The 20,964-nt window shown below is 68.4% G+C and carries 20 protein-coding genes and 1 pseudogene; 9 read left to right on the top strand and 12 right to left on the bottom strand.

All coding sequences use genetic code 11. The features are described 5' to 3' along the window. Nucleotides 1–10: 10 nt before the first annotated feature. The 4 genes and pseudogenes from E0H75_RS45120 to E0H75_RS35655 form a co-directional block, all read left to right on the top strand. A pseudogene (locus E0H75_RS45120) lies at nucleotides 11–151 on the top strand (helix-turn-helix domain-containing protein); the annotation flags it as partial. Between the two features lie 229 nt (nucleotides 152–380). After that, entirely contained in the window at nucleotides 381–728 is a 348-nt protein-coding gene (locus tag E0H75_RS44380) for a hypothetical protein (RefSeq protein ID WP_238163475.1), read from the top strand. Further along, nucleotides 725–1,648 carry a LysR family transcriptional regulator gene (locus tag E0H75_RS35660; protein ID WP_131518124.1) on the top strand — a complete coding sequence of 308 codons (924 nt, stop codon included), beginning with the start codon at nucleotides 725–727 and terminating at the stop codon, nucleotides 1,646–1,648. Before E0H75_RS44380 ends, E0H75_RS35660 begins: the two co-directional genes overlap by 4 nt. A 167-nt stretch (nucleotides 1,649–1,815) precedes the next feature. After that, nucleotides 1,816–2,652, top strand: coding sequence for an oxidoreductase (locus tag E0H75_RS35655; RefSeq protein WP_238163474.1), 837 nt, complete (start codon nucleotides 1,816–1,818; stop codon nucleotides 2,650–2,652). Nucleotides 2,653–2,711: 59 nt separating this feature from the next. On the opposite strand, the gene lgt is transcribed toward E0H75_RS35655, so the two are convergent. Next, nucleotides 2,712–3,593, bottom strand: a complete 882-nt coding sequence (gene lgt / locus E0H75_RS35650; RefSeq protein WP_131518122.1) for a prolipoprotein diacylglyceryl transferase — start codon at nucleotides 3,591–3,593, stop codon at nucleotides 2,712–2,714. 132 nt (nucleotides 3,594–3,725) lie between these two features. Here lgt and E0H75_RS35645 point away from each other — a divergent pair, with 132 nt between their 5' ends. The 4 genes from E0H75_RS35645 to E0H75_RS35630 all read left to right on the top strand — a co-directional run bounded on the left by E0H75_RS35645 (nucleotide 3,726) and on the right by E0H75_RS35630 (nucleotide 7,366). Beyond that, nucleotides 3,726–4,904 (top strand): sensor histidine kinase, encoded by a 1,179-nt coding sequence (locus E0H75_RS35645; protein ID WP_131518121.1) that lies wholly within the window; start codon nucleotides 3,726–3,728, stop codon nucleotides 4,902–4,904. Continuing rightward, nucleotides 4,901–5,539 (top strand): response regulator, encoded by a 639-nt coding sequence (locus tag E0H75_RS35640; protein WP_272948954.1) that lies wholly within the window; start codon nucleotides 4,901–4,903, stop codon nucleotides 5,537–5,539. Before E0H75_RS35645 ends, E0H75_RS35640 begins: the two co-directional genes overlap by 4 nt. Before the next feature lie 135 nt (nucleotides 5,540–5,674). Next, nucleotides 5,675–6,550, top strand: coding sequence for an alpha/beta fold hydrolase (locus E0H75_RS35635; RefSeq protein ID WP_131518120.1), 876 nt, complete (start codon nucleotides 5,675–5,677; stop codon nucleotides 6,548–6,550). Nucleotides 6,551–6,871: 321 nt separating this feature from the next. Beyond that, on the top strand, nucleotides 6,872–7,366 hold the full coding sequence (locus E0H75_RS35630) for a nucleotidyltransferase domain-containing protein (protein ID WP_165554256.1): 495 nt from the start codon (nucleotides 6,872–6,874) through the stop codon (nucleotides 7,364–7,366). A 30-nt stretch (nucleotides 7,367–7,396) separates the two neighbouring features. On the opposite strand, the gene E0H75_RS35625 is transcribed toward E0H75_RS35630, so the two are convergent. Continuing rightward, nucleotides 7,397–7,609: a COG4315 family predicted lipoprotein gene (locus tag E0H75_RS35625; RefSeq protein ID WP_131518118.1), complete on the bottom strand. Its 213-nt coding sequence runs from the start codon at nucleotides 7,607–7,609 to the stop codon at nucleotides 7,397–7,399. Nucleotides 7,610–7,795: 186 nt separating this feature from the next. Between E0H75_RS35625 and E0H75_RS35620 the strand changes: the two genes are divergently transcribed. Next, a complete protein-coding gene (locus tag E0H75_RS35620) occupies nucleotides 7,796–8,308 on the top strand; it encodes a site-specific integrase (RefSeq protein WP_131518117.1) in 513 nt (170 codons plus the stop codon). 39 nt (nucleotides 8,309–8,347) lie between these two features. On the opposite strand, the gene E0H75_RS35615 is transcribed toward E0H75_RS35620, so the two are convergent. The 10 genes from E0H75_RS35615 to E0H75_RS35570 all read right to left on the bottom strand — a co-directional run bounded on the left by E0H75_RS35615 (nucleotide 8,348) and on the right by E0H75_RS35570 (nucleotide 20,885). Next, nucleotides 8,348–9,553: an acyl-CoA dehydrogenase family protein gene (locus E0H75_RS35615; protein ID WP_131518116.1), complete on the bottom strand. Its 1,206-nt coding sequence runs from the start codon at nucleotides 9,551–9,553 to the stop codon at nucleotides 8,348–8,350. 162 nt (nucleotides 9,554–9,715) lie between these two features. Continuing rightward, the gene (locus E0H75_RS35610; RefSeq protein ID WP_131518115.1) at nucleotides 9,716–11,035 is read right to left on the bottom strand and encodes an acyl-CoA dehydrogenase family protein; all 1,320 of its coding nucleotides are present in this window, start codon (nucleotides 11,033–11,035) and stop codon (nucleotides 9,716–9,718) included. A 47-nt stretch (nucleotides 11,036–11,082) separates the two neighbouring features. Further along, nucleotides 11,083–12,318, bottom strand: a complete 1,236-nt coding sequence (locus tag E0H75_RS35605) for an RNA polymerase sigma factor (RefSeq protein WP_131518114.1) — start codon at nucleotides 12,316–12,318, stop codon at nucleotides 11,083–11,085. 28 nt (nucleotides 12,319–12,346) lie between these two features. Continuing rightward, complete coding sequence (locus tag E0H75_RS35600) at nucleotides 12,347–12,754, bottom strand: TIGR03668 family PPOX class F420-dependent oxidoreductase (RefSeq protein WP_131518113.1); 408 nt, start codon at nucleotides 12,752–12,754, stop codon at nucleotides 12,347–12,349. A 305-nt stretch (nucleotides 12,755–13,059) separates the two neighbouring features. Beyond that, on the bottom strand, nucleotides 13,060–14,655 hold the full coding sequence (locus E0H75_RS35595) for a phytoene desaturase family protein (protein WP_131518112.1): 1,596 nt from the start codon (nucleotides 14,653–14,655) through the stop codon (nucleotides 13,060–13,062). 9 nt (nucleotides 14,656–14,664) lie between these two features. Further along, a complete protein-coding gene (locus E0H75_RS35590; protein WP_131518111.1) occupies nucleotides 14,665–15,492 on the bottom strand; it encodes an HpcH/HpaI aldolase/citrate lyase family protein in 828 nt (275 codons plus the stop codon). Nucleotides 15,493–15,516: 24 nt separating this feature from the next. Further along, complete coding sequence (locus E0H75_RS35585; protein ID WP_131518110.1) at nucleotides 15,517–16,704, bottom strand: CaiB/BaiF CoA transferase family protein; 1,188 nt, start codon at nucleotides 16,702–16,704, stop codon at nucleotides 15,517–15,519. Beyond that, a complete protein-coding gene (locus tag E0H75_RS35580; RefSeq protein ID WP_131518109.1) occupies nucleotides 16,701–18,689 on the bottom strand; it encodes an SUMF1/EgtB/PvdO family nonheme iron enzyme in 1,989 nt (662 codons plus the stop codon). Before E0H75_RS35580 ends, E0H75_RS35585 begins: the two co-directional genes overlap by 4 nt. Then, on the bottom strand, nucleotides 18,686–19,597 hold the full coding sequence (locus E0H75_RS35575; RefSeq protein ID WP_131518108.1) for a ribokinase: 912 nt from the start codon (nucleotides 19,595–19,597) through the stop codon (nucleotides 18,686–18,688). The genes E0H75_RS35580 and E0H75_RS35575 overlap by 4 nt, the downstream gene beginning before the upstream one ends. Continuing rightward, a complete protein-coding gene (locus E0H75_RS35570; protein ID WP_131518107.1) occupies nucleotides 19,587–20,885 on the bottom strand; it encodes an ADP-ribosylglycohydrolase family protein in 1,299 nt (432 codons plus the stop codon). Before E0H75_RS35570 ends, E0H75_RS35575 begins: the two co-directional genes overlap by 11 nt. Nucleotides 20,886–20,964: the final 79 nt, after the last annotated feature.

Raw genomic sequence — 20,964 nt, 5'->3', positions numbered from 1 at the left:
GAATCCCTTCATGATGTGGTCATCCGTCGAGCTGCGGGAGGTCCGCGTCTTCCTCACGCTGTGCGAGGAAATGCACTTCGGCCGGACTGCTGAACGGCTGCACGTCAGCCCGTCGCGGATCAGCCAAGTCCTCCATGACGTGGAGCGGAAGCTGGGCGGCCAACTCGTGTACCGCACTAGCCGCTCGGTTCGCTTGACGTCCCTGGGTGAACGCTTCAGATCGCGCGTGAACGGGCCGTACGCGGCGTTCGCGACGGCGGTCGAGGTGACGCGGACCGAGAGCCGAAGCATCGATGGGGTGGTTCGGGTAGGCCTCTTTTCCGCTCCGGCCGCAGGACCACACCTGAAGGCGGTTATCGACGCATTCGAGGTTCCGCGAGGTGTGGATCCCCACGAAGACGCCGCAGGGTCGGCCGATCCCGAGCGTTCAGGTCGAGATGACTCAGCGGGACTACAGCCAGCTGGGCATGCGCATCGCCCGGGGCGAGCTTGTCCACCCAACCATTCCGTCCGCGGTGCAGCTGTTCGCGGCCTCGATCCAGCTCACCGCGGTGCCGATCATCGGCCTGCCACCGTGGCGAAGTGCGCTCATCTGGAAGCGCCGTTCCATCGACGCCAAGGAACGCGAGTTCGTCCGCATCGCGGCGGAGGTCGTCAAGGCCGCCCGCGCACGACGCGTCGCGGCCGGTCGCGGTGAGCCATCGATGAATGCGAAGCGCCGCACATGACGTGGTCGACGGTGGAGCTGCGTGAGATTCGCGTATTCCTGGCGCTCGCCGAGGAGTTGCACTTCGGCCGCGCCGGCGAGCGGTTGCAGCTCAGCCCGTCGCGGATCAGCCAGATCCTTCGCGATCTGGAGCGCAAGACCGGCAACCAACTCGTTCACCGCACCAGTCGGCGCGTCGAACTGACTGCGTACGGCGAGCGATTCCGACGCGAGGCGGGTGACGCGTACCAGAACCTCGCCGATACCCTGCTGCGACTGAGCTCGGACAACGACACACAGTCCCTGCGACTGGGTCTGTTCTCCGATCCCGGGGTGTCGCAGATCCCGCAGATCGTCCGGGCTTTCGAGCGCCGGTTCCCGGCACGCTACGTCGAGGCCGTCGAGGTCCCGATCGACGAGCCGTTCGGCCCGTTGCACCGCGGCGAGCTCGACGCGATCGCAAGCTGGTTACCGCACGGACAATCTCGGCTCGTCGTCGGGCCGATCCTCAGCCGCGAGCCTCGGATACTCGCCGTCGCGACCGACCATCCGCTGGCGGCGCGCACCGCGATCTCGATCGAGGACGCGGCCGACTACCAGGTCGTGCGCTTCGACACCATGCCGAAGGAGTTTCACGACGTATGGATCCCGGCTCGGACACCGAGCGGTCGCCCGATCCGCAGCCGGAGGTTCAGCGACCAGTCGATCGGCGACCGCGGCCGGATGACCAGCGAGCTCTTGTATCTGATCGCGACCGGGCGAGTCGTGCACCCTACTGTGCCGTCGTTCGCCAACATGTTCGGACATCCAGACATCGTCTACATTTCGATCACCGACCTGCCGCCACTTCGCAGCGCGCTGGTATGGCGCCGCGAGAACACCAACTCAGTCCTCCGTGACTTCGCGGATATCGCCCGCGAGGTCGTTCGAAAGTCCCGCTGAGGCACCATCGCCTTGCCAGATCTTGGTGCGCACCGGCCATCGCCGCCAGGTCACCCCGGCAGAGGACCACAGGCAATCCAGACGGTCCGGGCGTGGGCGTTTGCAGTCTCGGCTGCCGGGCACGGGGCTGGTAAAAGATCGAACCAAACCCGAAGAGGAGCATGCCAGTGCCCGCGCCAAACGAGACTCGCGTCTGGTTCGTGACCGGTGCATCGAGCGGCTTCGGCCGTGCGATCTGCGAGGAAGTGCTCAGTCGCGGAGACCAGCTAGTCGCCACCTCACGCGATCCAGCGTCACTGGCCGAGCTCGCGGACCGAGCGATCGCCGTACGACTCGACGTCACCGACCCCGATGACGCCCGTACCGTCATGCAGCGAGCCGAGCAGGACACGGGTGGGGTCGATGTGGTGGTCAACAACGCCGGCTACGGACACGTCGGCGCCATCGAGGAGCTCACCGACGACGAACTGCGGCGTCAACTGGACGTCAACCTGTACGGCGTGCTCAACGTCACCCGCGCCGCGCTCCCCTACTTCCGCAGCAGGCGGTCGGGCCGGTTCCTCCAGATGTCGTCGTTGAACGGCATCGAGGCACTCCCGGGCGGCGCCTATTACACGGCGAGCAAGTTCGCGGTCGAGGGCTTCTCCGAGGCGCTCGCTGCCGAGGTCGCGCACCTCGGGATCGGCGTCACCATCGTCGAACCGGGACCGCACCGTACGTCGTTCGCCCAGGCGGGCTCGATGCCGTCGGCCGAGCCGATGCCCGAGTACGCCGAGAGCGTGGGAGAGGTACGCCAACTGCTCGCACAACTGGACGGCCACCAACCTGGCGATCCGGCCCGGGCGGCGAAGGCGATCGTGGACGTGGGGAGCAGCGACGATCCACCGCTCCGACTGCCGCTCGGGGCCATGGCCCACGACCACATCCGCGCCAAGCTCCACCGGCAACTCGACGACCTCGAAGCCGTCGCCCCCCTTGGCGCGACCGACTACCCCAGCACATAGGTTGCTGCACCCGCCGATCCAGCGCCTGCAGGTCGACGGACAGTGGTGGCACTCCGCCATCAAGTTCCTTCCGTTGACGTCGACGGTCGTTCCCGGGCGCTCGGCTCCAGTGCCTCGCGACCGGGTCGGAGCCGGACCGACACGACGAGAAAGGCCACAGCACCCACAAACAGGATGATCGAGAGCCAGCCGTTGACTCTGAGGCCCAGGAGTTCACGGGCGGGCCCTTCGACGACTCCGCCGGTGTCGATCCGGAGAGTTTCGATCCAGGTCCGCCCGGCGGTGTACAGAGCGACATACAGCGCGAACACCCGGCCGTGCCCCATCCGGAACCTTCGATCGGCCCAGATCACGACGAGCGCAACGCCCGCGGCCCACAGCGACTCGTACAAGAAGGCCGGGTGGAATGTGCTGAACGCCTGGTAGCCCGCAGGACGCCGGTCCGGGGCGATCTCCAGGCCCCAGGGTAGGTTGGTCGGCCGGCCGAACAACTCCTGGTTGAAGTAGTTGCCCCAACGCCCTATCGCCTGCGCGACGACGATCCCGGGAGCGAGAGCGTCGGCCAGCGCTGGGAACGGGATGCCGCGGCGGCGCGCGGCGAGGTGGGCCCCGAGTACGCCGGCCGCGATCGCGCCCCAGATGCTCAGGCCGCCTTCCCAGATCCGCAGCGCGCCAACGGGGTCGCCGCCTGGTCCGAGGTACTTTCCCCAGTCGGTCAACACGTGATATACCCGCGCACCGACGATGCCGAAGGGCACGGCCCAGGTGACGACTTCGAGTACGGCGCCACTCGCTCCGCCGCGCGCGACCCAGCGGCGGTTGCCGATCCAGACACCCACCACGATTCCCAGGAGGATCGCAGCCGTGTAGGCGCGAAGGGGCAACGGGCCCAGATGCCAGACACCCTGAGACGGGCTCGGAATAGCGGCGGCGTACTCCACCGGCTGATCATCGCGACGTCAATCAGTGGCCGGCATCGACCATCGGGTGGATCTCGCGCCACCATCCGGTGGATGCAGCCCCTACCCCATCACTGATCCCGTCCGGTCGCCGCGCGGCCTACGCTGAACGTCATGGCACATCGCGATTCCTGGGAGCAGTGGAAGACGGACTGGCAACACGCGTTCTTCGCGGTTGCTTTCAGCCTGACCACGCTGGGCGCGGTGACAACCAGGGCTGACCCCGTCGTACTGCGACTCGCGCTGTCGGCATCACTCGGAGCTTGGTACGCATACTGGTTCGTCGTACGGCGAGACGCCACGTCGGCGCACCTGCCCTATGCACTGGGACTGGCCGTGTTGTGGGCCGTGATGACCGCCGTCGACCCGGCGATGCTCCCGGTGGGACTGGCGGGCCTTATCCCGTACTTCACGCGCTCCACGCGAACCGCTGTGGCCGGCATGGTCATCCTCGGCGCCGCCTGGCTCTGGCAGCGCAACCTCACCAGCGGAGGCCTCGACTGGCCGGCAGTACTCGGCTGTGCGCTGGGAATCCTCGCCGTGCTCGCGCTCACCGGATACATCGCAGTACTCGATCTGGAGGGACAGAAACGGCAACAGCTGCTCGACGATCTCGCGACCGCTCAGGCCGAGTTGGCGGCGGCCGAGCGACAGGCCGGCGTACTCGCGGAGCGTCAACGCCTCGCCCGCGACATCCACGACACCCTCACGCAAGGCTTCGCCAGCATCTCGATGCTCCTCGACGCCGCGCTGGCCGATCTCCCACCGAGTGCGCCCGCAACCCGGCGCGTGGCGCAGGCGATGCGCGCAGCCCGGGAGAACCTGGCCGAAAGCCGACGCCTCATCGACGAGCTCCGCCCTGTCCAGCTCGACAATGCCCGGCTCCCCGATGCCATCCGCCAACTCTCCACCCGGCTGTGCGACGAGACGGGACTCACGGCAGAAGTGGTCGTGACCGGCGAGACGGTCAGCCTCGCTCCCCTGACCGAGACCGCCATGCTGCGCGTGGTCCAAGAAGGGCTGACCAATGTCCGGCGGCACGCTGCCGCACACGAGGTGATTGTGACGATTTCGTACCTGGACGACCAGGTCCTTATCGATGTCGCCGACGACGGCCGGGGCTTTGAGCCCCGCGGGCGGCTGAACGGTGTAGGGCTCGCCGCTATGCGCGAACGGGTGGACGGTCTCGGGGGCAGCTTAACCATCGAGAGCACCCCGAGTGAGGGTACGACGCTGACCGTCAGCATCCCGATCCCACCGGTCGACAGCGAGACCGCCTTGGTAGCGCGATGACGGACATGATCCGGGTGTTGATCGCCGACGATCATCCCATCGTGCGCGACGGGATAGCCGCCGTACTCGCCACTCAGCCCGACCTGGAGATCGCGGGCTTCGCCGCAACCGGCCAGGAAGCCGTCAATCAAACCTCCGCTCTGGTGCCCCAGGTCGTGCTGATGGATCTGCAGATGCCAAAGCTCAACGGGGTCCAGGCAACCGCTGCGATCAGGGCCGGGTCTCCGGAAGTGCGCGTTCTCGTCCTCACCACGTACGACACAGATGCCGACATCACCGCGGCCATCGACGCCGGCGCCGTCGGGTACCTCCTCAAGGACACCGACCGGGACGAACTGTGCGCCGCCGTACGCACCGCCGCCCGCGGCGGCTCGGTCCTCGCCTCCGCCGTGGCTGCCAAGGTGCTGAACCGGCTGCGCGGTGATGCCGCAGACAACCGGCTGTCGAGCCGCGAGATCGAGGTTCTCGGTGCCATCGCCCGCGGACACAGCAACAAGCAGGTCGCCCGCGTGCTCCATGTCAGCGAAACCACCGTCAAGACCCACCTCCTGCACATCTACACCAAACTCGGCGTGGCCGACCGCACCTCCGCCGTCACCACCGCCCTCGAACGCGGCATCATCCGCCTCGGCTGACGACGACACCGCGGTTCTCGAGAAGGCGCGCCACGAATTTTCAGCGACCCCGCTGCCGTGGCCGAGCGCGAATGATCGCGGGCCGGGTCGTGGCTACCGGTGGCCGTCGGTTGAGAAGAAGCTACGGTGCTGTTCATGCTGGAGACGCAAGAGCGATTCGTGACCTCCGGCCGGCTGCGGCTGTGGACCGAGCGGGCCGGCCACCCCGATCAACCGGCCGTCCTTCTGATCATGGGGTCGGCCGCGCAGGGCATCAGCTGCCCTGATCCGCTGATCGCCCGGCTCGTCGAGCGCGGCGTCCAGGTGATCCGGTTCGACCACCGCGACACCGGCCGCTCGAGCGTGGTCGACTTCGATGCTCATCCGTACGCGATCGCCGATCTGGCCGCCGACTGTCTGGCCGTGCTGGATGGCTACGGGCTGCCTGCCGCCCACGTGGCCGGCATGTCGATGGGTGGCATGATCGCGCAGTGGCTGGCCGTGCACGAGCCGGCCCGCATACGGTCCCTGACCGTGCTGACCAGTTCACCGATGGGCTACGACCCGCGTCCAGCATGGGCCCGGGCGCAGGGCGGGGAGCCGCCCGCACCGGACGACCTGTCGCCGCCGTCTCCTGCGTTCCTCGCACACCTGGCCGCCGGCATGCCGCCAGGCGTGGAGTCCGACGTTGCCCTGTTCCGCGTCTTCAACGGACCGGTCCGCCCGTTCGACGAGCCCGCCGCCCGCGCGATGCTCGAACTGGCCTTGTCGAGGGCCACTGACCCGGCCGCGGCCGCCCACCACGACCTGGCCGGCCAGACGTTCGCCCCTGACCGGCTCGCCCCGCTCTCGTCGATCACCGCCCCGACCACGATCGTGCACGGCGACCAGGACCCGATCTTCCCGCTCGGTCACGGCGAAGCCCTGGCCGCCGCCATCCCGGGCTCGCGCCTGCACGTCGTACCCGGCATGGGCCACACCTTCTTCTCCCCAGGCCTGCCCGAAGAGATCGCCGACCTGATCCGCCTGTGACACGCTGCCGGACATGACCCGCCGGTATCGCGAAGGACTGCCACGGCTGACACCGACATCCCCGCCGCGTCGTCCCGCACGCCGTGATCACCGGGAACCTGATCCACGAGCTCGTTATTGGGCCGCGGCGCCAGGCGACATCGCGAACACCATCCACGTCCACCCAACCCGTGCCGAAGGCATCAACTCCGCCAGCGGAGTCCACCGCGAGATCGGCGCCGAATGATCTCGCCGTCTCTCGGGCATTCGAACAACTCGGGCACGGTCAGCAGGCCCACCGGAGTCAAAACCGCACGACGCCCGCCGTGTCATGATGACTGCGTGAACGACCCGGCAGGCATGACCCTCGAGCAAATGCTTGCAGTACTGGACGCCGTACGGTCTGTCGGCTGCCGCTTCTGGCTGGAAGGAGGCTGGGGAGTCGACGCGCTGGCAGGTCACCAGACCCGGCCGCATCGCGACGTGGACATCGACATCGACGCGGCGTTCGAGGACGCGGTGCTGACCGCACTCCAGGAGCTGGGTTACGCCGTCGAGACCGATTGGCGACCGAACCGGGTGGAGCTTGGAGCACCGGGGCGCGGATGGGTCGACGTACATCCATTGGTCATCGACGACGAGGGCAACGGTCGGCAAGCAGCCCTCGGCGGCGGGTGGCACGAGTTCCCCCGCTCATTCCTCACCATGGGGCGACTCGGAGATATCTCAATCCCCTGCGTCTCACTCGAAGCGCAACGTCTGTTCCATTCGGGCTACGAGCTGCGCGACGCCGATCTGCACGACCTCGCCATCCTCGACCAAGTCCGAACGCACTAGCCCGCCGGGTGGTCCTTCGGCACCTCGGGTCTAATAGCCATCGCCGTAGTCATAGCCGGACGCCTGTGAACTGGGCGCTGCGGATGGGCTGGTACTTGCGACAGCGCCACCCGTGGTCGCGGCATGCCAGGTGAACTTGGCGTCGCCGAAGGTGTCGTCGAGGTTGTGTCCGTTGTGTTCCGCGGGACCCTTGTCGAGCCTGAACGTGAACAAGGGCTTTCCCTGGTAGGTCAACTGGTTCATCCCATTGTCCGTGCGATGAAGCACGGCCAAGCCCGGCACGCCGGCTGCGGACAGGCATCGTGACGTCGCACGGTGACAACGGGCTACAGGCGTCGGGCGAAGCCCGGACGTTGAGCGCCGGTCTTCGGGGGCCGGATGGTCAAGAGCATCCTGCCTTCGGAGATTGCCGTCTGGGTGACCGAACTCATGACGACCTACGGATCCTCAACGGCTCGGAGCGCGTTCCTCGTGCTGAATGGCCGCCTTGAACTTGCGGTCGCCGACGAACTGATCAAGCGCAGCCCGGCGAGCTCGAGGATCGTCAAGAAGCCGGCCAGGACCAGTTCGAGCGTCGTCATCGAATCGGCGGCCGGACTACGTCAGGGCGAGATCTTCGGGTTGGCTCCCGACGACCTCGATTTCGACGAGCAGATCATCAGAGTCCGGCGCCAGGTGAAGAGGCTCGGCAAGGAGTACGTCTTCACACTGCCGAAGAGTGACAAGGAGCGCGTCGACGGAGGGGTTCATGAGGTCGACCTCCAGTTCGTGTGGACAGACTCCCAAGCCGATGCGGTCGAGGTTGTTCGACGAACTCGTCTGGAAGCCGGCGCTCGCCGCAACTGGAGTCATCCCGCCGGCCGCGCGGCTCACGGAGCAGGGACGGAGCGGGGACGATCACAGCGCGGCTACGACCTCTCCGGCCAACCACCCCTTCTCTGAAGCTGCCATCTCGCCCGAAGGAATGCCTTGCAGGTAAGGCTATTTCAGCTCGGTGGAGGTCTTCCCGAGCAACCGTCGCGCGACGATCAGTTGCTGGATTTGTTGGGTGCCTTCGAAGATGTCGAGGATTTTGGAGTCTCGGGCCCATTTTTCGAGGAGTTCGTGTTCTGAGTAGCCGAGGGTGCTGGTGAGTTCTATGCAGCGGAGGGTGATGTCGTTGGCGGCGCGGCCGGCCTTGGCCTTGGCCTTGGAGGCTTGGAGGGAGTTCGGCTTGCCGTTGTCGGCCATCCAGGCGGCTTGCAGGGTGAGGAGGTAGGCTGCTTCCCAGTCGGCTTCGAGTTGGAGGTACACCGCCGCGGCCGCGGGCTGGAAGTGGACGGAGCGGTCGTAGTCGATCTCGACACCGGCGTCGGCCAGCAGCTCACGCGTGAGTTCGAGCGAGGCCCGAGCACACCCGACTGCCATGGACGCGACCAACGGACGCGTGTTGTCGAAGGTCTGCATGACGCCCGCGAAGCCTTTGTCCGCGTCGATCTCGGGTGAGCCGAGCAGGTTGGCAGCGGGCACACGGCAGTTGTCGAAGCGGAGAGTCGCGGTGTCGGAGGCGCGGATGCCGAGCTTGTGGTCGAGCCGCTCGACCGTCATGCCTGGTGTGTCCTTCGGTACGACGAACGACTTGATCGCGGCCCGGCCCAACGACTTGTCGAGCGACGCCCACACCACCACCGCGTCGCAGCGACCGCCGGCGGTAACGAAGATCTTCTCGCCGTCGATGATGTAATCGTCGACGTCACGACGCGCCGTCGTCTGGATGTTCGCCGAGTCCGACCCGCACCCAGGTTCGGTGATCGCCATCCCGGCCCACACGCCGTCGAACCGCCGCAACTGCTCGTCCGAGGCAACCGATGCGATCGCGGAGTTGCCGAGCCCCTGCCGCGGCATCGACAGCAGCAGCCCGACATCACCCCAGCACATCTCCATGATCGACAGCACCGACGACAGATTCGACCCGTTCACAACACCTTCACCGGCGGCAGTACGTCGTACGCCGGCCGCGCCCGCACCAGAACTGGTGCCCGAGGCACCTAATCCGTCGACCATCGCCGCGAGCATGTCCAGCTCGACCGGGTACTCGTGCTCGGCCAGGTCGTACCGCCGCGAGTTGGGCCGCAGCATCTCCGCCGCGACCTGGTGTGCCTGGTTCACGAAGGCACGGAACTTCCGTGGCGTCTCGAGGTTGATCATCAGTGCGTGTCTCCTCATCTCGTGCCGTCACGAGCAGGTGCTCGGTGGTGTAGCTCGGTGTGCCGGGGCGGAGGTCTCGATGCGGCGCATCGTGGCCTTCGTCCCGGTGCGGCGAGATGCGCCGCCGAGTGCCGCGCAGTAGGCACGAGATGAGGACACGCACTAAATCAGCACTGCACCTTCCATCACGCCGATTGCGCGTAAGTCGCGGTACCAGCGCTCCACGGGATGCTCCTTCACGTACCCGTGCCCGCCGAGCAACTGCACACCGTCGGCCCCGATCTGCATGCCCTTGTCCGTGCACAACCGCCGCGCCAGCGCGACCTCGCGGGCGAACGGAAGCCCTTGTTCCGCACGCGATCCGGCCCGGTAGGTGACGAGCCGCATACCCTCCAGCTCGATCCCGATGTTCGCGACCATGAACGCCACCGACTGCCGATGGCTGATCGGCTCACCGAACGCGGTCCGCTCGTTCACGTACGGCGTGACGTAGTCCAGCACCGCCTTCGCCGTACCCAGGGACAACGCACACCAGCCCAGCCGCGACAGTCGCACACACTCGGCGTAGTCGTCGAGCGTGCCCAACTGCACCGCCGGCACATCCTCGAGGATCACCCGGCTCAGCGACGCCGCCCGCAAGCCCATCGACGGCTCGGCCTCGATCGTCACGCCGGGATGATCGGACTCGACCAGGAAGAGCGCCGGCCCCTGATCCTCCAACTGCGCGGCGATCACGAACAACTCTGCCTCGGCACCACGCGGCACCAAAGACTTCACACCGTTCAACCGCCCGCCGACAGCCGTTGTCCGCAAGTAGAACGGATCGAACAAGGCTCGCGGCTCCAAGATCGCCAGCGCCGCCGCCGGAACCGACGACCCGGTGAACGCGGGCAGGTACGTCGCCTGCTGCGTCTCGTCACCCCACAACGAGATCGCCGTACTCACCGCCGCCGGAGCCAGACACGCGACCGCCTGACCCATGTCTCCGTGCGCCATCGCCTCAGCCACCAGTACGCCGGTCATCGCGGACCGCTCGGTGACGATGCCGCCGAGCTCCTCCGGGACCTCGATCAGACTCAGCCCGAGCTCGGCCGACGACGACAGCACCTTCGGATCCGTCGTACACGCCGTGTCCGCCGCTGAAGCCGCCGGACGCAGTACCTCGGCGGCGAACTCCTTCACGACCTCGACCACCATCTGCTGGTCCTCGGTCGGCGTCAGATCGAACCGCCCGGTCCCCCGCGCCGCCGGCAATCGGGACGGCTTGCTGAGCTTCGACGCCGCCGAGAAGCTCCGGGACAGCGCTCCGGCCGTCCGGAAGCCCGTCTTGGTCGCCTCGAACACCACCCGCTCGGTCTGCTTGCGCAACCCGAACCGATCGATCGTCCGCCACCGGGCCAGCCGGTTCAGCAGCGCGACCCCGACCCCGATCGCGTCCCGCCGCCCCCGGTCCCGCGCGTGCGTCCGCTCCTCAAGGCTCATACCCGCCACTGTAAACCGAAGTTACAACCCGGGTCACGTGACCGCGGTCACACGGAGACCGCCGCCGCCTTCGCCTGGAGGTAGCGCTGTTCCGGCAGGCTGGTGGTACGCCGGGCCGCGGCGAGGTAATGCTCGTGCGCCTTCGCCGGCTCCCCCGCCCGCTCATACAGATGCGCCCGTACGGCGTCCAGGCGGTGGGTCTCGGTGATGTTCTTGTTGCCGTCGAGCGTGGCGAGCAGGTCGAGGCCGGCCCGCGGACCCTCCACCTGCGCGAGTGCGACGGCTCGATTGAGCGTCACCATCGGATTCGGCGTGAGCCGCTCCAGCAGCACGTAGAGCGAGAGAATCTGGTTCCAGTCGGTCTTGTCAGCGCTCGGCGCCTCGGAGTGCACCGCGGCGATCGCGGCCTGCACCTGATACGGACCGACCGCGCTCTGGGCCAGTGTGGCCAGGATCAGCGTGGTGCCTTCCTCGATCTGCTCGCGATCCCACAGCGTGCGGTCCTGCTCGTCGATCGGGATCAGGCCACCATCGGCGGTCGTCCGCGCCGTACGGCGAGAGTCCGTCAGCAACATCAACGCCAGCAGGCCCGCGGCCTCACCGTCGTCGGGCAGGGCCGTCCGCAGCATCCGGGTCAGCCGGATCGCTTCGGAGGTCAGGTCGAGCCGCTGCAGTTCCGCGCCGGAACTGGCGGTGTAACCCTCGTTGAAAATCAGGTACAGCACCTGCAGGACGACCCGCATCCGGTCCGCGCGCTCCTCCTCCGGCGGCATCTCGAACCGGCTGCCGGCCGCCTTGATGCTCTTCTTCGCCCGGCTGATCCGCGGCGCCATCGTTGCCTCGGGCACCATGAACGCCCGGGCGATCTCGCCCGTGGTCAGACCGCCGACCGCACGCAGCGTGAGCGCGACCTGCGACGCCGGCGTGACGGCCGGATGGCAGCACAGGAACAGCAGCGTGAGCGTGTCGTCCTGGTCCGGTGCCGAGTCGACATCGGCGCCGGGGGCAACCAACTCCTCCGGACCGGCCATCGACGCGACGCTGTCCTCACGGCGGCGACGCGCAGCCTCGCTGCGGAACTGGTCGGTCAGCCGCCGCGTCGCGACCGTGATCAGCCAACCGCGCGGGTTCGCCGGTACGCCGTCCGCCGGCCACTGCGTCGCGGCCGCGAGCAACGCCTCCTGGACGGCGTCCTCACACAGATCGAACTGCCCGTGCCGCCGGGCCAGGAACCCCAGCACCTGCGGCGCGAGCTCGCGCAGCAACCCCTCCACTTGCGTCATCCGCACCTCCCTGCCAGCACCCTACGCGTCAGGCGTACGACCACCCGGACCATTGGTCGACCCTGATCCCGATCACGGGTCCGCGCGGCGGATCCGCCTCGTACTGCGGATACTTCGCCACCAGCAACTCCAGCGCCGCCGACCGAGCCTCCACCACCCGCGCGACGCCGTCGACCCGAACCCACCACAGGTGCGTCCAGTCCTCGTCGTACTGATCGACCAAGACAGCCACCCGTGCGTTCTCCGCGATGTTGCGCAACCGCTTCAGGTCGGTCGTCGTCTTCGGCTTCTGATCGATCCCGATGAACAACTCGTCCCCGCGCACCGCATAGGTCACCGGTACGACGTGCGGCCGCCGGTCACCGCCGACCGTGGCCAACCGTCCCACCCGCGCCGCCGCCACCCGCGCACGGCACTCCGCCTCGTCCAGTCGCATCCCCCGACCCTAACCACCCCGCCCTCCGCGCCACCTGCAGCCTCCACCGGCACCTCCGGCCGGGCCGCACCCGCCGCCTCAGCACACACCCCACCGCACCCCCGGCGCATCCGGCTCCCACACGCCCACTCCCCGCCGACTCCACGCCCACCTGGCATTTCAACGGATAACCCCTGAACTTGCCGGTTGTCCGATCGGATTCCGGCATGACAACTAGCAACGTCAGGGGTTATCCGTTGAAATGCCAGGTGTCGGCTGCTGCGGGGGCTGACGCTGGACGGGGCGCAGCGGCGGGCGAGTGCGGGTCAACGCTGGAGGTGGCGGAGGGTTGCGGTCGGAAGAGTCCGGGTGAGAGGCCCGATGATCGAGGCATCGCGGAGGGCGGTGCGCGCGGCGAGGTGGCCGCAGGCGCCGTGGACTCCGCCGCCGGGATGGATGGCGGAGCTGCCCAGGTAGAGGCCGGCGATGAACGTGCGCGGACTGCCCAGACCGATGGTCGGACGGAACACGAGCTGCTGATGCAGCTGCATGGTCCCACCGCCGAGAGCACCGAGGCCGAGGGCCGCGTTGCCGGACTCGAGGGCACTTGGCCGTTGCAGATCGCGCGAGATGATCAGCTCACCGAAGCCCGGTGCGAAGCGTTCGATCGCGCGTTCCATCCGGCCGGCCAACTTGCCGGCGGACTCGTCGTCCGCGATCCCGCGCGGCAGATGCGAGTACGCCCAGACCGCCTCGGTCCCGTCCGGCGACCGGGACGGATCCGACTTCGTGGACTGCCCGATCAGCAGGAACGGTTGCGACGGCAGCCGGCCGGTGTCGAGGTCGGCGGACAGATGCACGAGCTCGTCCGCCATACCTCCGAGGTGAACGACCCCGGCGGACCGTGCCTCGGCCGACTTCCACGGGATCGGCCCGCTCAGCCGGAAGTTCAGCTTCACCGTCGGATAGTCCCACTCGTACCGCTCGTCCAGATCCCGCCGCAACCCGGCCGGAATCGTTGTGCCAGGCAACAAGTTGTTGTAGAGCACCGGAGCAGACGTGTCCGCGATCACCGCCCGGCTCACCGCGACCGTCTCCCCGGACGCTGTCCGTACGCCGGTCACTCGCCCGGACGACACGCCGATCGCGGACACCGGCGTACCCGAGATCAGCAAGGCGCCCGCGCGCTCGGCTCGACGGACCAGAGCACCCGAGAACGCGCTCGATCCACCAGTGGCCACCGGATAGCCGACATCCTGCGCCAGCATCGCGAGCAGCCAGCCCATCGTGCCGCTGACGCTGCCGGACAGCGGCGAGTCCGCGTGCAGCGCGTTGCCCGCCAGCAACGCCGCTCCGCGCGGGCCGGCGAACAGTTCCTTGCCCATCCGGTGCATCGGCATCGCCATGAACCGCGCGAACCGCAGCAACTCCCCCGCGGACCCGAGCTTGCGCGCCAGCTTGATACCAGGCACGACCGGCGGCCAGGAGGTGAGCAGTGACTTCAGCAGCGGCTCGCGGATCGCGACGTACTGCTGGTAGAGCCGCAGCCAGGCCTCGCCGTCGCCGGGGTGGTCGGAGCCGATCGACTTCGCGGTGTCCTCGGGATCCGGGTGGATCGCGACCGACGTACCGTCCTCGGCATCGAGCAGATGCACCAGCGGAAGCGGCGCATGCGCCCACCTCAGGCCGAACTTCTCCAACTCCAGTGCGCGCATGACCGGTGACGCCACGCCCAACGGATAGTTCGAACTGAAACGATCACTGGTCCAGCCGTCGTCCTCGGTCGACCGGACCGCACCCCCGAAGCTCTCGGCGGCCTCCAGCACCAGGACGTCCCAGCCCGCGTCGGCAAGGGCGATCGCGCTCACCAGGCCGTTCGGCCCCGAGCCGATCACCACGGCATCAACACTGCGCGGCAGCATATGTCGAGACTAACTTGACCTGGACTCGATCTCCCGCATCAGGGTGCTGATCTCCTGGGCGCGCCCCACCATGGCCGGATCGACCATCCGGCCGTCCGGAAGGACAATGACTCCGCCCTCGGAGACCCCGGCCTTGTCGACTGCGGCCAGCAGAGCCTCCGCTTCGGCGATCTGTACGGCGGTCGGCGTGAAGCACTCGACGATCGTGGCCAGCTGCCGCGGATGGATCGCCGTACGTCCGACGAATCCAAGCGCACGGCCCTCCAGACTGGTCTGCCGCAAGCCGTCGAGGTCGTTGACCCGCGGATACACCGACATCATCGGAGCGCCCAGCCCGGCCGCCCGCGACGCCGACACCAACCGCCCGCGCGCCCACGCCAATCCGGCCGATCCGTCCACACCCAGCGCACTCGACAGATCAGCCTCGCCGAGCGCGATCGCCACCACCCGCGGATCCGCGGACGCGATCTCATACGCGCGTTCCAGACCCAGCGGCGACTCGATCAGCGCGGTGATCCTTGCCGTCGGCACCTGTTCCAGGATCGAGTGGACGTCGCCCGCACTCTCCACCTTCGGCACCCGGATCCGGATCACCGGCAACGCGGCCACCGCGGCCAGGTCGTCCTCGATCCATTGCGTCCCGGGCGCGTTGACCCGGACCTCCACCGAACCAGCCGCGTTCGCTGCGATCCAGGCGACCGCCCAGCCGCGCGCGTCCCCCTTGTCGTCGACCGGAACCGCGTCCTCCAGGTCGAACACGATCAGATCGGGGCCTGCGGCAACAGCCTTCGCGAATCGATCCGGCCGGTTGGCCGGTACGTACAGTGCCGTCAGCACGTCAAGCCCCCTCAGGCATCAGCGTCAAACCACGCCGGCCGCGCGCAGCGCGGCGAGTTGCTCCGGACTGACCCCGATCTCGGCGAGCACCTCGTCGGTGTTCGCGCCGTGCGGACGGCCGGCCCAGCGGATCGATCCCGGCGATTCGGACAACCGGAACAGCACGTTCTGCATCTGCACCGGTCCGCCGAGCTCATCGTCGTCCACGGCGACGATCGTGTTCAGCGCGGCGTACTGCGGGTCGGTCATGATTCCGCGGATGTCGTGCACCGGGCCGACAGCGGCCTCGGCCTTCTCGAACTCCGCCATCACCTCGTCCAGCGGCCGCTCGGCGATCCACGACCCGACCGCGTCGTCCAGTTCGTCGGCGTGCTGCGCCCGTTCGCGCCCGGTGGCGAACCACGGCTGCGCCACAAGGTCCGCGCGACCGACCAGCGTCACCACCCGCTCCGCGATGCTCTGCGAGCTGGTCGACACCGCGACCCAGCGCCCGTCCGCGGTCTTGTAGACATTGCGCGGAGCGTTGTTCGACGACCGGTTCCCGAGTCGCGGCTGGACGTACCCAGTCTGCTGGTACGCCGTGATCCCGCCACCGAGCATCATCAGGATCGGCTCGATGATCGCCATGTCGATCACTTGGCCGGCCCCGGACCCATCCCGCTCGCGCAGCGCGACCATCACGGCGTACGCCGTTGCCAGCGCGGTGATGCCGTCCGCGAGCCCGAACGGCGGGAGCGTCGGCGGCCCGTCCGGCTCACCCGTGACGGCTGCGAACCCGCTCATCGCCTCGGCCAGCGACCCGAACCCGGGCCGGTTGGACCATGGCCCGACCTGGCCGAACGCGGTCACCCGGGCGATCACCAGCCGCGGGTTCGCCGCCAGCAACACGTCAGGTCCGAGTCCCCAGCGCTCGAGCGTGCCCGGCCGGAAGTTCTCGACCAGGACGTCCTGTGTGCGCACCAGGTCAACGAAGACGTCGCGACCGCGGGACAGATCGAGCGTCGCGATCCGCTTGTTCCGCCCGAGCGTCTTGAACCACAGCCCGACGCCGTCCTTCGACGCGCCGTGCGTCCGGGCGGCATCGGGTCGCGCCGGGTGCTCGATCTTGGTGACGTTCGCCCCGAAGTCACCCAGGAACGTCGCCGCCAGCGGCCCCGCGAACAGCGTCGCCGCCTCGAGCACCTTCACGCCGTCAAGTGGCGCAGTTCTCATCCCGCACACCTGAAACCGATGGTCTCCGAGCGATCGAGACCACCACCGGTCAGCACCAGCTTGAAGCTCACGTCCGGCTCCTGCGGCCCGCCGTCGGCGTACCAGTCGGAGCCCTCGGCTGCGTAGTGCGAACCGCCCTTGAGGATGCAGAACCGGCTGCGGCCGTCCCGGTGCTCGCTCTCGGTCAGGTTCCACACCAGCGGCTCGGCGCGGGTGAACCCGTCCTGCCCGGCGGCGACCTGCCACTCGTCCTCGGTCGGCAACCGGCCACCGCGCCAGGAGGCGTACGCCCGCGCGTCCGGCAGGTCGACGTACGTCACCGGCTGGTCCTCGGTCCCCGGGGCGGGCGCGCCGTCGACCCAGTGCGCGAGGAAGCGGTTCGGGACCAGCGGCCGGTAGCCACTCGCGGCCAGGAACTCGGAGTACTGCGCGTTGGTCACCTCGGTGATCGCGACCGAGACACCGGAGAACGAAACCTCGCGCGTCCCCGTCCGCATGTCGTGCAGACGTGGCGGCAGCGGCTTCCACTCCTCCACGTACGGCGCTTGGTCGTACAACCCGGTCTCGCGTCGCCGATGCCGCACCTTCAGCACCTGCTCCCCCGCCGGTACGACGACCGCCGGGCCGAGCGACGCGTCACCGGAAACCTCGGGAACAGGAAGCCGCCGGGCCGGCGCCATCGGGAACGCAGAGTCCTTCAGATGCGGACGCGGCATGGTGCCCAGCTTGCGAGCGGTCGTCCGGCAGGACGAGCCGGCAGTCGCGCCCACCCGGATGATCCCGGCGACACCACGACCGGGAACGACCAGGTGCACACCGTCGTCGTCAGAGGTGATCGGCACCCCGGACGTCACGTCGTACCAGTCGCCGACCTGGTCCTCCGAGCGCAGCACGATGCCGTCGAAGTCCTCCTCGTCGCGGTTGATCAGCGTCCAGAAGGTGATGTCGGCCAGGTCGAACCGCGAACCGTAGACGCCGTGCTCGCGCGCCTTGTCCGGGATTTCCGGGGTCAACTGGATCCAGTCCCCGTTCAGCAGCACCGGCGCGAACGCCCGCTGCGCCGCGACCATCCGCCGCAGCGTCGCGCGGTCGCGCGCGTTCCAGCCGACCCACGCGGAGAACACGGACTCCCAGACGAGCATGCCGACGCCGTTGATCCAGGCGGACTGCAACTCGTCACTGTGGTCGCGGTTCCACCGGCGGGTGTGGTGCATCATGTGCCGGCGTTCGAACAGGTGCGCACGCAGAATGCCGGGCGCCCGGGTGTCGGCGAACCACTGCGCCCAGGACAGCGCATGGTCGCCGATCCTTGCCATCGGCAACCGTGACTCGCCCTCGAACGCGATCGCCGGATTCGCCTTGCGCAGCGCGCGAGTGAAGGCCGGATCGCCCTCCTTGAGGGTGTCCAGGAAGACGCCGTCGACGTCGTACTCCGTGACCAGCGCCGCGAACTCCTCGGCGTCCGAACGGGCCGCCCGGCGGGTGCCGACGTCCCACGGGTTGTAGTCGAAGAACACCTTCAGCCCGAGCCGGTGCAGGTCGTCGATCAGCTGCCGCAGACCGGGCGCGTCCCGGTAGAAGTCGAACTGGTTGCGCGAGTCGATCCCGATCACCGGATAGGCGTGCCAGAGCACGACCGCGTCGTACCCACCGAAGTCGGCGACGCCGTGCTGGACGAACTTGTCCGGCGTGAACCGCCCGGTCTCGACGTCGTAGAGCTGGTCGTCCCAGAGCCAGACCAGCGCCACCGAGTACGCCGTCTGGGTCCACTCGCGACCGGGGACCTCGTAGTGGGAGCCGTCGTACGGCGTCCGGTCGTAGGCACCGATCAGCCACTCGGCCAGCTTGGCGCGCCACCGCGGCAGGTCGGCCGGGTCCTCCGGGGCGCCGAGGATCTTGGCGTCGTCGAGGAACGACAGGTCGGCCCGAAGCCCCAGATCCACCCGGGCGGGCAGATCGATGGGCCGCGGCTCGAGCGGATTCACAGGTACACCTCCGCGTAGCGCGCGTCGATAGCATCCCCGTGAGGCACCGAGGGAATCGCCCCCGCGGCCTGAACACTCAATGACGCTGCCACCGTAGCGCGTCGGACCGCATTCGTCAGGTCGCTCGACGTGATCGCGTCGGTAGCTGACACGGCAGACAATGCTGCCGCCAGCACTCCGCAGAACGTATCCCCCGCGGCCGTGGTGTCGACGACGTCGACCGGCAGGCCGGGAACCGCGATCTCGTCGTCGCCGCGCGTCAGGATCACCGCCCCGGCGGCGCCGAGCGTGACGACCGCGGCCGGCACCTTCTTCAGCAGCGCGGACCGGTCCGCGCCGGCGATCGCCTCGGCCTCGGTCTCGTTGACCACCAGCAGGTCGACTTCGGCGAGCAACTCGTCCGGCAACTCTGCCGCCGGCGCCGCATTCAGAATGAAGTAGGAACTCGCCGCCGCCGCGTCCTGCACGGTCGGAAACGGAATCTCCAGCTGGGCCAGAACGACCTTCGCTGCCGCTACCGCAGCGGCTGCCGCCTCGGACAACGACAGCTCGCTGTTCGCACCGGGAGCGACCACGATCGAGTTCTCACCACTCGCGTCGACCGTGATGATCGCCGTACCGGTCGGGGCGGAGGTCGACGAAACCAGCGACAGGTCGACGCCCGAGCTGCCGAGGGCGTCGCGCATCAGTGCACCGCCGTCGTCGTCACCGAGCGAGGCGACCATCGCCGTCCGTGCACCTGCCCGCGCGGACGCGACGGCCTGGTTGGCGCCCTTGCCGCCTGGTCCGCGGGTCATCACTCCCGCCAGCACTGTCTCGCCGGGGCGCGGGATCCGCTGGACCGGCAACACCAGATCCACGTTCGCGCTACCTACAACGACAACTTCTGGGACACCATCAGGCTCCACCCCGGGCTACCTCCACAGTCCTCAGTGCCAGCTCGTCGATCGCGATCTGGTTCATCCCCGGCAGGCTCGTGGCCACCCGGTTGTCCAGTGGTGTGGACCACTCTGCCGGAACCCCGCGCACAGCGCCAAACACCGCACCCACCGTCGCCCCGGCCGAGTCGGTGTCCCACCCGCCCATCACCGAGCGGCCCACCGCGGTGGCGAAGTCCGGAGCGGTCAGCGCGTACGCCGTCAGCGCGGTGTTGTTCACCGCGTGCACCCAGTGCAGGTCGCCGTACTCCGCATGCAGGGCGTCGAGCGCGTCGTCGAGCGAACGGTCGGTCAGCTCCAGTCCGAAACGGACAGCTCGCGCGATCGCTCCGTCCGCCGCTATCACGTCGAGCCCGGCGACGGCCGCCTCGCTCGGCGAGTCCAACACCAGCGCCGCGGCGGACATCGCCGCAACCCAGAGGGCACCGTCGACACCCGCGCCCGTGTGACTCAACCGTGCGTCGACCAGCGCGAGCCGAGCGGCCGCGGTGCGGTCTCCCGGATGGACCCAGCCGTACGCGTCGGTCCGGATCTGAGCACCAATCCACTCCCGGAACGGATTGCCCACCAACGCGGCCCGGGACGGGTCCACACCTTCGAGAAGGTTGCGGTAAGCAACACGCTCGGCGGTGAACACCCGACCGGCCGGAAGGTCGTTCAGCCAAGCCTGCGCAACGTCCTCGGTGGTCAGGGCGGAGCCGTGCCGCTCCAGCAGTTGCAGCGCCAGGATGGCGAAGTTGAGGTCGTCGTCCTCCGGCATCCCGTCGATGACCTCGCGCAGGCTGGTCGGCTTCGACCGCTTGTTCCACGGCCACCGCTGTTGCACCTCGTCCGGTACGCCGGCCGCGGTGATGTACTGCGACAGCGGCCACTGACCCGACGACTGCAGGATCTCCCGGATGCCCTCGCGCGGGATCTTCTCCACCGGTTTGCCGAGCAGGTTCCCGGCGGCTCGGCCGAGCCAGGCGTTCAGCGTCCGCTGCTCGAGGTCGGCCGGCGGTCCCAGCGACGGCAGCTCGGGGATCACCGGCTCGTGCCACTCCTGCGCGCGTGTGTCCAGCTCGGCGAGCAGCTCGCGCGCGAGCGTCCGCAGTTCGGGAGAGGCCGGTGCGTCCGATGCACCCGACGCCGGGGCATCCGACGTACCGCCGGCCGCGCGCCAGCGCGACTCGACGTCGGCGACGTCGACACCCTCGGATCGCGATTGGACCAGTTGGTGCGGCAGCAGATCCTCCGGCTGCACCCAGGTCAGTCTCATCGGGCTTCTTCCTTCCCCTGTTGCATCACGCGAAACGTGTGCCTGGAACGTTCCGTCACCGCGGACAGATACTCCGTCC

Origin of the sequence: Kribbella capetownensis (genome assembly GCF_004331485.1) — a bacterium.
GTDB classification, from domain to species: Bacteria; Actinomycetota; Actinomycetes; order Propionibacteriales; family Kribbellaceae; genus Kribbella; species Kribbella capetownensis.
The sequence above is the reverse complement of the archived record's forward strand: the minus strand, read 5'-3'. Positions and strand labels throughout refer to the sequence as shown.

Bases quoted from the DNA above. Each gene is read 5' to 3' on its own strand.
- E0H75_RS35660 (WP_131518124.1), top strand. From the start codon at position 725: ATGACGTGGTCGACGGTGGAGCTGCGTGAGATTCGCGTATTCCTGGCG.
- E0H75_RS35645 (WP_131518121.1), top strand. From the start codon at position 3,726: ATGGCACATCGCGATTCCTGGGAGCAGTGGAAGACGGACTGGCAACAC.
- E0H75_RS35640 (WP_272948954.1), top strand. From the start codon at position 4,901: ATGACGGACATGATCCGGGTGTTGATCGCCGACGATCATCCCATCGTG.
- E0H75_RS35635 (WP_131518120.1), top strand. From the start codon at position 5,675: ATGCTGGAGACGCAAGAGCGATTCGTGACCTCCGGCCGGCTGCGGCTG.
- E0H75_RS35625 (WP_131518118.1), bottom strand. From the start codon at position 7,609: ATGAACCAGTTGACCTACCAGGGAAAGCCCTTGTTCACGTTCAGGCTC.
- E0H75_RS35620 (WP_131518117.1), top strand. From the start codon at position 7,796: ATGACGACCTACGGATCCTCAACGGCTCGGAGCGCGTTCCTCGTGCTG.
- E0H75_RS35615 (WP_131518116.1), bottom strand. From the start codon at position 9,553: ATGATCAACCTCGAGACGCCACGGAAGTTCCGTGCCTTCGTGAACCAG.
- E0H75_RS35610 (WP_131518115.1), bottom strand. From the start codon at position 11,035: ATGAGCCTTGAGGAGCGGACGCACGCGCGGGACCGGGGGCGGCGGGAC.
- E0H75_RS35605 (WP_131518114.1), bottom strand. From the start codon at position 12,318: ATGACGCAAGTGGAGGGGTTGCTGCGCGAGCTCGCGCCGCAGGTGCTG.
- E0H75_RS35600 (WP_131518113.1), bottom strand. From the start codon at position 12,754: ATGCGACTGGACGAGGCGGAGTGCCGTGCGCGGGTGGCGGCGGCGCGG.
- E0H75_RS35595 (WP_131518112.1), bottom strand. From the start codon at position 14,655: ATGCTGCCGCGCAGTGTTGATGCCGTGGTGATCGGCTCGGGGCCGAAC.
- E0H75_RS35585 (WP_131518110.1), bottom strand. From the start codon at position 16,704: ATGAGAACTGCGCCACTTGACGGCGTGAAGGTGCTCGAGGCGGCGACG.
- E0H75_RS35570 (WP_131518107.1), bottom strand. From the start codon at position 20,885: ATGAGACTGACCTGGGTGCAGCCGGAGGATCTGCTGCCGCACCAACTG.